The following is an 8,890-nucleotide window of genomic DNA, read 5'->3' on the forward strand; positions in this document are numbered from 1 at the left end:
TTTATCTGCCGAGCATCGTGCCGGCGGTAGCCTCGGCGATGATTTGGATGTGGCTGCTCAACCCGGACCTGGGGCTGATCAACATGATGCTGAAATGGCTTCATCTGCCGACGAGCGACTGGATTTTTTCCGAAAAGAGCGTTATCCCCTCCATCGTGCTGACGACGCTGTGGGGCATCGGAGGGACCGTCATCATTTTCCTGGCGGGCTTGTCCGGCATTCCCAAGCAGTACTACGAGGCGGTTGACGTGGACGGAGGCGGGTGGTACCACAAGCTGCGTCATATTACGATTCCGATGGTGACGCCGACGATCTTTTTCAACGCGGTGATGACCATCATCAGCTCTTTCCAGGTGTTTAATGAGGCGTATATTTTGACCCAGGGTGGACCGAACGACAAGAGTTTGTTCTTCGTGTTCTACCTGTGGCGGACCGCGTTCCGGGATACGGAAATGGGCTATGCCTCGGCGCTGGCCTGGGTGCTGTTCGTGATCATTTTGGCGTTTACGTTCCTCGTGTTCCGATCGTCGAAATCCTGGGTTCATTACGAAGGAGGCGGTCCGTCATGAGGGAATCCAGACTGAAGCTGGGCGCGGGCTATGTGGCGCTTGGACTGATCTCGCTGCTGTTTATCATCCCGTTTATTTGGCTGGTCCGTAGCTCGCTGATGGATTTATCGCAAATCTTCGTGATGCCGCCGGAATGGATTCCGCATCCCTTCCACTGGGACAATTATAAAAGGGCGCTTACGTCCCTCCCGTTTGGCACGTACTTCGTCAATACGCTGGTCATTGTGGCGAGCGTGATGATCGGAACGGTGCTGACGAGCACGATCTCGGCGTTCGGGTTTTCACGGATCCGCTGGAAAGGGCGGGATGCTGTGTTCGCCGTCCTGCTGTCGAGCATGATGCTGCCGGGAGCGGTGACGCTCATCCCGAGCTTTCTCGGCTGGAAGGAGCTCGGATTCTACGATACGTATTATCCGCTCATCGTGCCGTCCTTTTTCGGAGGCGGGATCTTCAACATCTTTTTGCTGCGGCAATTCTATATGTCGATTCCGAAGGACTTTGACGAAGCGGCCGTCGTCGACGGGGCGGGTTACTTTCAAATCTATTGGCGCATCATCCTGCCGCTCAGCCGCTCCGCAGTGATCGTCGTTGCCTTGTTCACCTTCCTGGGCACCTGGAACGACTTTATGGGACCGCTCATTTACTTGAAGAGCGACAGCCGCTTCACGCTGGCGCTTGGCCTTCAGATGTTCCAGGGCAGCTACTCGGCCCAGTGGGATTTGCTCATGGCGGCCTCTGCGGTGGTCATCCTCCCGTGCGTGGTCATTTTTTTGCTGGGACAGCGTTATTTTCTGGAAGGAATTACTCTGACGGGGTTGAAAGGATAAGCATCGCAAGATATTGCATGAAGGGAGAGGGTGCAGGATGACAACGACTCGTTCGCATCAGGGCTGGCAGGGCGTGCCTTTTACTCAAGTGAAGATCCAAGATGAACTGTGGAAGCAGAGGCTGGAGGTATGCAAGCAGGTGACGCTCCGGACCTGCCTGGACAAATGCGAATCGACCGGGCGGATCAGCAATTTCGCCAAAGCGGCCGGCCTTATGGAAGGGGAATTCGAGGGTATCTATTTTAACGACTCCGATGTGTACAAGGTGCTTGAAGGCGCGGCATATCTGCTGATGGCGGACCGGGACCCCGAGCTGGAGGCGGAGATCGACCGGATCATCGGCTTGATTGCAGCGGCGCAGGAGCCGGACGGATACCTGACGACGTATTACACGCTTGAAGCCCGGAACATGTACATTACCGGAGGCATCGGGCCGTCCCGGCATAATGAAGGGTTCACGCACGACTATGACCTCCCAAACGAGAGCGCTTACTGCGAAACCTGCGCCTCGATCGCGATGGTGTTCTGGAACCACCGGATGAGCCTGCTGTTTGGCGAGGCGAAGTACGCCGACGTCGTGGAACGCGCCATGTACAACGGGGCTTTGGCGGGGATTTCGCTGTCCGGCGACCGCTTTTTCTACGTCAATCCGCTGGCGTCACAGGGCGATCATCACCGGACCGAATGGTTCGACACGTCCTGCTGCCCGACGAATTTGGTGAGGTTTCTGCCTTCGATCGGCGGATACAATTACGCCGTGAACGAGGAAGGCCCCGTCATGCTGCAGTTCGTCGCCGGTACGGCCGACCTGGAACTGAAGGACGGCAGCCGGGTTTTGATGAAGACCGTAACCCGCTATCCTTGGGACGGGCATGTTCATGTCGAGGTGGAGCCGGCCCGGGAAGCCGAATTCGCGGTGCGGCTGCGCCTGCCGGGATGGTGCCGCGGGGCGAAGCTGTCCATTAACGGGGAGAACGTGGCTCCTGCGGATTGGACCATAGACCGGGGATTCCTTGTGCTCAGCCGCCGCTGGAAGCCGGGCGACACGATGGACTACGTGATGGAGATGCCGGTTCAGCAGGTGCACGCGCGGCCGGAGGTCGAGGCCGACCGGGGACGTGTCGCGGTTCAGCGCGGGCCGCTGGTGTACTGCCTGGAGCAAGCGGATAACCCGGAACTCGTTTATGACGAGTTTGCGGTCCGGCCGGGCATTTCCTTTGGCCTGGAGCCACGGGACGAGCTGGGCGGCATGGTGGCCCTCACCGGGATTGACGGGCAGCGGCAGTACCGCTTTGTCCCGTACCATTTGTGGGACAACCGGGAGCCGGGATTCATGCAGGTCTGGCTGAAGGAAGAGGAAGACGGGCGGCTGTATTCGGTATAGGGTAAAGCGTGTGTATAAGGGCAGTCAGGTGAGCGCAGGTTCACTGTGGCGGCGCGTGTCAAAGGTTCGCCACCATATGCCGGGAGCCAGATAGGATCCGCTTTGCTGTAGCTTTATATGATAGATTGAGGCACCGGGAGAGATCCCGGTGCTTTTTGGCTTGCGGCTTCAGATAGAACCTGAGCACCTGCGCCTGTTTGTGCGGTTTTGTTATCTTGCGCTTATACTTGGGAGGCCTTCCAAGCCCTCGCCGGCGGCAGTATACTTAAGCCGAGATATTTCTTGAGGTGGCTGCAGCCCTGCAGGATATCCCTTGGTCAACGATTTTTACAATTGGATAGGGGGAAGTAAGAGGATGCTTACAACGATTGAACCTAATATTCTCTACTTTGGTACGCCTGTAGTTCTGATCAGCACTTTGAATGAGGACGGTTCGGCCAATTTAGCCCCGATGTCTTCGGCCTGGTGGCTGAATCAGTCCTGCATGCTCGGCATGAGCGGCAAATCGAAGACGGTCCAGAACATCAAGCGTGAGCGCGAATGCGTGCTGAATCTGCCGTCGGCCGATCTGGTCAGTCAGGTGGATCGCCTGGCGCTGACGACAGGGGCGAGCCCCGTCCCTGATTACAAGGCAAAGATGGGCTACCGGTACGAACCGGATAAATTCGGTCTTTCCGGGTTTACGCAAATCCCATCGGACCTGGTAAAAGCGCCGCGGGCCGGGGAGTGCCCGGTTCAATTGGAGGCGGAGCTGGTGCAGATCCACTCCTTTGAGGAGCCAAGCTCCATCGCGGCGATGGAGATGAAGATCAAGCGGATCCACATCGACGAGGAGCTGCTGATGGGGGAGAAAAACTACATCAACCCCGAACGGTGGAACCCGCTGATCATGAGCTTTTGCGAGTTTTTCGGCCTCGGCCGCAAGCTGCACCCGTCAAGACTGGCGGAGCCGTTTATGGCGAAAAACTATGAGAAGTAAACTATAATACAAACAGCATTAGCAGGTCTGTTGAAGGATGCACCGGATGGAAATCCGGTGTTTTTTTGTTTCGAGTGCGCCTTGAAGGGCGGCAATTCGTGGGCATGCGAGACTGACTTCCCCAGCTACCCACCTTTCCTATTACTATATCCACTGCCACGTACAATATCTCCTATTACTCTATCCTCTATCATTTTCTCTTTACCTTCCCGTCCCAACAATGTCCGCAAACTCTTTCACCCATTCCCACTCCAAACTCATTGTTATATGCCGTGTAACCCCAAAATAGAACCGTCGGAAAATTATTTACTAAAAATCCGGATATATAGAAAAATATTTTCCTAAAAGCGTTTACATAAACTGAAGGTTTTGATAGTCTATGAATCAAGAAGCAATCATACATCATTTACCGGAGGAGTGAGGACGAATTGGAGAACAAGCTGAAGTATGATGTGGTGGTTATGGGCGGCGGTATTTCCGGCTCGATGGCTGCGGTGGCGGCCGCAAGCTCGGGGGCCAAGACGCTGATCGTGGAGTCCCACGGGTTTCTCGGCGGTACGCTGACGGCGAACGGCGTCGGACCGATGATGACGTTCCATGCGGGGGATAAGCTGGCGATCCGGGGCTTTACGGACCAGCTGATCGAACGGCTGAAGCGGCAGGGGAAGTCGGCCGGGGCATATTTTTGACACGGTCGGCTTTACGTATTCGGTAACCCCGTTCGACGCCGAGGCGATGAAGCATGAACTGGAGCTGATGGTGACCGAAAGCGGCGGGGAGATTTTGTACCACACGATGCTCGCCGGCGTGAAGGCGGAAGACGGACGCATTGTCAGCATCAAGGTGTGCAACAAGTCGGGCCTGACCGACATCGAGGCATCCGTGTTTATCGACGGAACCGGGGACGGGGACCTTTCCGTAGGCGCCGGGGCGGAGTTCACGAAGGGCCGGGAATCCGACGGGGCAATGCAGCCAATGACGCTGAAAATGAAAATGTACAACGTGAACATCCCCAAAGTGAAGGAGTACATCCATGCGCATCCGGAGGATTTTCCGCTTTACAACGGCGACACCTCCATCATCGAGAAGGCGCCGCGCCTGTCGGTCGGCGGTTTTGACAGCTTGTTCCGGAAGGCGAAGGAGCGCGGCGAAATTTCGATCCAGCGCGAGAACGTGCTGTTCTTCGAAACGAACAATCCGGGCGAGGTCATTCTGAATACGACCCGGATTCTGGGCCACGATCCGACCGATGCGTTCAGCCTCAGCCTGGCTGAGATGGAAGACGGAAGCAGTGCCGCGAGCTGGAGCTGTTTGTCCGCAAATACATTCCGGGCTTCGAGAACGCAGTCGTGGAGTCCACCGGTCCGAACATCGGGGTCCGCAGCTCCCGCCAGATCAAAGGGGTGTACACGCTGACCGCCGAGGACCTGCTGGAACAGAAGCTTTTTGACGATACCATTGCCCATTCCGGCTATCCGATCGACATTCACAGCCCGGACGGGGAAGGGACGAAGCATCAGAAGCTGGAGTGGGGCGGCATGTACAGCATTCCTTACTCCTGCATGATCACGAATTCTGTGAAAAACCTCATCGTCATCGGCCGCTGCATCTCGGCGACGTTTGAAGCCCAGGCGGCCATGCGAACGACCCCGACGACGGGAGCGATAGGCCATGCGGGAGGCGTGGCTGCGGCGAACGCGGCCAAACATGGCGTTAACGTGCAGGATGTGGACATCAAAGCGGTGCAGGCTCAGCTCAAGGCCCAAGGAGCCCATTTGGAAATATAGGCCATGAATCATTAAGCATGTGAAGTAAACATGTGAAGGAACCATGTGAAGGAATCTCATGACGAGAGGGGTAACTAAAGTGACTGGTGTAATGTGGGTGCAAGCGATCGGTATTTTGATTGTTTTTTTGGTGTTCGTCGGGCTGATGATGACGCGCAAAATCCCGGCAATTCTGGCGCTTCCGCTGATGGCGATCCTGTTTGCGATCATCGCCGGGGTACCATGGAACTCGAATAATCCCGATACGACAAGCATTGCCAAAACAATCCTGGCGTCCGGCTCGATGCGGCTGTCCGGGGCGATTGCCGGCCTCGTGTTCGGCGCCTGGTTCGGACAAATCCTGAACAAGGTCGGCATTACCAAATCGATTATCCGCAAAGCCGCCGAGCTGGCCGGGGATAAGCCGATGCTGATCGCGATTCTGTTTTTCGTGACCGCGTCCATTATTTTCTCCGCCGCAGGCGGGCTGGGCATGGTGATCCTGGTCGGTACGATCGTCATTCCGATCATGCTGACCGCCGGCATTTCGCAGTTTGTTGCGTCGATCGTTGTGCTGTCCGCGGTCGGGGTGGGCGCGCTTTTCAACGTATCCAACTGGGCCGTGTATGTTGATGTGCTCGGGCTCTCGGTCGACCAAATCGCCGACTACACGATGGTGGCCGCGCTGCCGCTGATCGTGCTTTCCCTGGCCATGATCGTGTTCTATATCCGCAAGGACGGCAAGGGACGCAGAGCGTGGGCGATGCCCGNAGCTACCGGCGGTGACGGCAAGAAGGTGCCGACCTATGCGCTAATCAGCCCGCTGGTGCCGGTTATTCTGGTGTTCGACTTTTAAAANCGATATCGTTCCGGCCGTCATCATCGGCGCGCTTGATGCGGGCCTTCCCCTGTCCTGACTTCAGGAGGGTAACATGGAGAGAAAAAAGTAAGGGTAGGCATCGACGTCGGCGGAACGTTTACGGACGCGGCCGTCATCGACAACGAAACGTTTGAAGTCATCGGCAAAATGAAAATCCCGACGACGCACCATGATGAGGACGGTGTGGCAAAGGGGATCGTGCAGATTTTGAACCGGATTCTGGAGAGCCAGGGCATTCTCCCGGAGGATGTCACGTTTATCGCCCATGGGACAACCCAGGCGACCAACGCCCTGCTTGAAGGGGACGTGGCCAGAGTCGGCATCATCGGTATGGGCACGGGACTCGACGGCATGAGCGCAAGGTCCGAGTCCAATCCGGGGGATATTGAGCTCGCGCCAGGCAAGTTTTTGAAAACATATCATACGTTCCTCGACTCCAAAAATCTCACGGACGCAGACATTGAGACCGCCATCGACGCCCTGGTGCAGCAGGGGGCTGAAGTCATCGTCGCTTCCGAGGCGTACAGCGTCGACGATCCGACCAATGAGCTGCGGGTCATTGAACTGGCGAACCGCAAGGGCATCTATGCCACCGGCGGCCACGAAATTTCCCAGCTGTACGGGCTGAAGACGCGGACGCGGACGGCGGTCGTGAACGCATCCCTCATTCCGAAAATGATGGAAACGGCCAACATGACCGAGAAGTCCGTCAAAAACGCCAATATCCAGTCCCAGCTGATGATCATGCGCTGCGACGGCGGCGTGATGAGCATCGACGAGGTGCGGAAGCGCCCGATCTTGACCATGCTGTCGGGCCTCGCGGCCGGGGTGGCGGGCGCTTTGATGTATGAGAAAATTTCGGACGGCATTTTCTTCGAGGTCGGCGGAACGAGCGTAGACATTTCCGTCATTAAAAACGGCAAGGTCATGATCCAGAACGCCCAGGTCGGCGGCCACCGCACGTACCTGCAGTCGCTGGACGTCCGCACGCTCGGCATTGCCGGCGGCAGCATGATCAAGGTGTCCGGCGGCAAAATTACCGACGTCGGCCCGCGGAGCGCGCACATCGCCGGCAAGGAGTACGAGGCGTTTGCACCGGCGGACGAAATCGTCAGTCCGAAGGTGAGATTCGTCAGCCCCCGGGAAGGCGATCCGGCCGAATACGCCATCTGCGAGTGCGGAAATGGACGGGAGTTCTCGTATACGCTGGCGGGTGCAGCCAACATCCTCGGCTACGTGCCGGAGGGCGACTATGCATATGGTAACAAGGAAGCGGCAGTAAAAGCATGGGAAGCCCTTGCCGCACATGTTGGTCTGAGCGTGGAGGAAGCCGCGCGCAAGGTGATGGACATTGCGATCGATAAAACGATGAAAACCGTAAATGAGATGATTCAGGATTATGAGCTGGACCGGGCCTTTGTTACGCTCGTCGGCGGTGGTGGCAGCGGGGCGGTGCTGGTGCCGGCGATGGCCGAACGGGAAGGCTTTAAGAGTCAGATCGCCAGCAACGCGCCCTATGTCTCCACGATCGGTGTGGCGCTGGCCATGGTCAAGGAGCAGCTGGAGCGGACCGTCGTCAATCCGACGGAAGAGGATATCAAGCGGATCCGTGCCGACATCGTGGAGCGGATCGTCCAATCGGGAGCCAGGGAGGAGACGGTGGAGGTCACGATTGAAATTGACAGCCAGAAGAACATTCTGCGGGCTATCGCGACCGGCTCGACCGAGCTGCGCTCCAAAGATCTCGGCCAGCAGGCGATGCCGCTGGAAGAAATGACGGCGGTCGCGGCCAGCTCGGTCGACCAATCGCCGGAGAACACCCGGCTGGCGGCGCAGAGCGGACGCTGGAGCCTGTTCGAAGCGGAGCAGACGAAGAAATCCCTGTTCGGTCTGATGAAGAAGAAGGTCAACTACGTCGCCGTGCTGGACCGCGAAGGGGTTGTCCGCTTCAAGAAGAGCGGCGTCCAATTTACGAAAGTCACGAAAGCTGCGGCTGATGACCGGCTTAACGAATTTCTGGACGACAATACGATTTACTCCGACGCCAACGCGACGATCCCGAAGGTGTTTGCCTTTTATAAGGAGAAAATGCTGGATTTGACCGGCATGCAGACGAAGGAGCAGCTGCTGTCGATTCTCACGCTTGAAACGGAGATGCTGAAGTCCGAGGACGAAATGATCGTCATTGCGTACCAATAGAACAGCTAAAGAGATGAAGAGATAGATCAAGGTTAGAACACGAGGAGGGGGATGAAAGGCATGCCGGAGTTCCAGGGATACGGTTGGAATGTTCAACATCTTGGACTGACCGATGAGGTGCTCGCCCATGCGGAGCTCACCAAGGACCCGCTGTACCGCAAAATTCCCCAGGACCGCCTGGCCTATTATGTGGACAGGTCGCTCCAAAGGGGCAGGGAAGCGGCCCAGGCCTGCCGGGGCATGTCCATCCGCGAGCTGTACCGCAGGGAAGGCCTCCGCTACGAAA

At 57.1% G+C, this 8,890-nt stretch carries 6 protein-coding genes and 2 pseudogenes; all 8 read left to right on the plus strand.

The window, feature by feature from the left end; translation table 11 throughout:
- Positions 1-569: carbohydrate ABC transporter permease (locus tag CPT76_RS28300; RefSeq protein ID WP_146116453.1), on the plus strand; the 569-nt coding region annotated here is incomplete at its 5' end.
- Positions 566-1,396: a carbohydrate ABC transporter permease gene (locus tag CPT76_RS28305; protein WP_105445239.1), complete on the plus strand. Its 831-nt coding sequence runs from the start codon at positions 566-568 to the stop codon at positions 1,394-1,396. The genes CPT76_RS28300 and CPT76_RS28305, both read left to right, overlap by 4 nt.
- Before the next feature lie 37 nt (positions 1,397-1,433).
- A complete protein-coding gene (locus CPT76_RS28310; protein WP_105445240.1) occupies positions 1,434-2,780 on the plus strand; it encodes a glycoside hydrolase family 127 protein in 1,347 nt (448 codons plus the stop codon).
- Positions 2,781-3,135: 355 nt separating this feature from the next.
- Positions 3,136-3,759: a flavin reductase family protein gene (locus CPT76_RS28315; RefSeq protein WP_105445241.1), complete on the plus strand. Its 624-nt coding sequence runs from the start codon at positions 3,136-3,138 to the stop codon at positions 3,757-3,759.
- Positions 3,760-4,187: 428 nt separating this feature from the next.
- A complete protein-coding gene (locus CPT76_RS40725; protein WP_258168872.1) occupies positions 4,188-4,448 on the plus strand; it encodes an FAD-dependent oxidoreductase in 261 nt (86 codons plus the stop codon).
- A gap of 67 nt (positions 4,449-4,515) precedes the next feature.
- A pseudogene (locus CPT76_RS28320) lies at positions 4,516-5,546 on the plus strand (FAD-dependent oxidoreductase).
- A 937-nt stretch (positions 5,547-6,483) separates the two neighbouring features.
- The gene (locus tag CPT76_RS28330; protein WP_105445242.1) at positions 6,484-8,604 is read left to right on the plus strand and encodes a hydantoinase/oxoprolinase family protein; all 2,121 of its coding nucleotides are present in this window, start codon (positions 6,484-6,486) and stop codon (positions 8,602-8,604) included.
- A gap of 60 nt (positions 8,605-8,664) precedes the next feature.
- A pseudogene (locus CPT76_RS37930) lies at positions 8,665-8,890 on the plus strand (hypothetical protein); the annotation flags it as partial.

This window comes from Paenibacillus sp. AR247 (assembly GCF_002968895.1).
Taxonomy (GTDB): Bacteria; Bacillota; Bacilli; order Paenibacillales; family Paenibacillaceae; genus Paenibacillus_AQ; species Paenibacillus_AQ favisporus.

Bases quoted from the DNA above. Each gene is read 5' to 3' on its own strand.
- CPT76_RS28305 (WP_105445239.1), top strand. From the start codon at position 566: ATGAGGGAATCCAGACTGAAGCTGGGCGCGGGCTATGTGGCGCTTGGA.
- CPT76_RS28310 (WP_105445240.1), top strand. From the start codon at position 1,434: ATGACAACGACTCGTTCGCATCAGGGCTGGCAGGGCGTGCCTTTTACT.
- CPT76_RS28315 (WP_105445241.1), top strand. From the start codon at position 3,136: ATGCTTACAACGATTGAACCTAATATTCTCTACTTTGGTACGCCTGTA.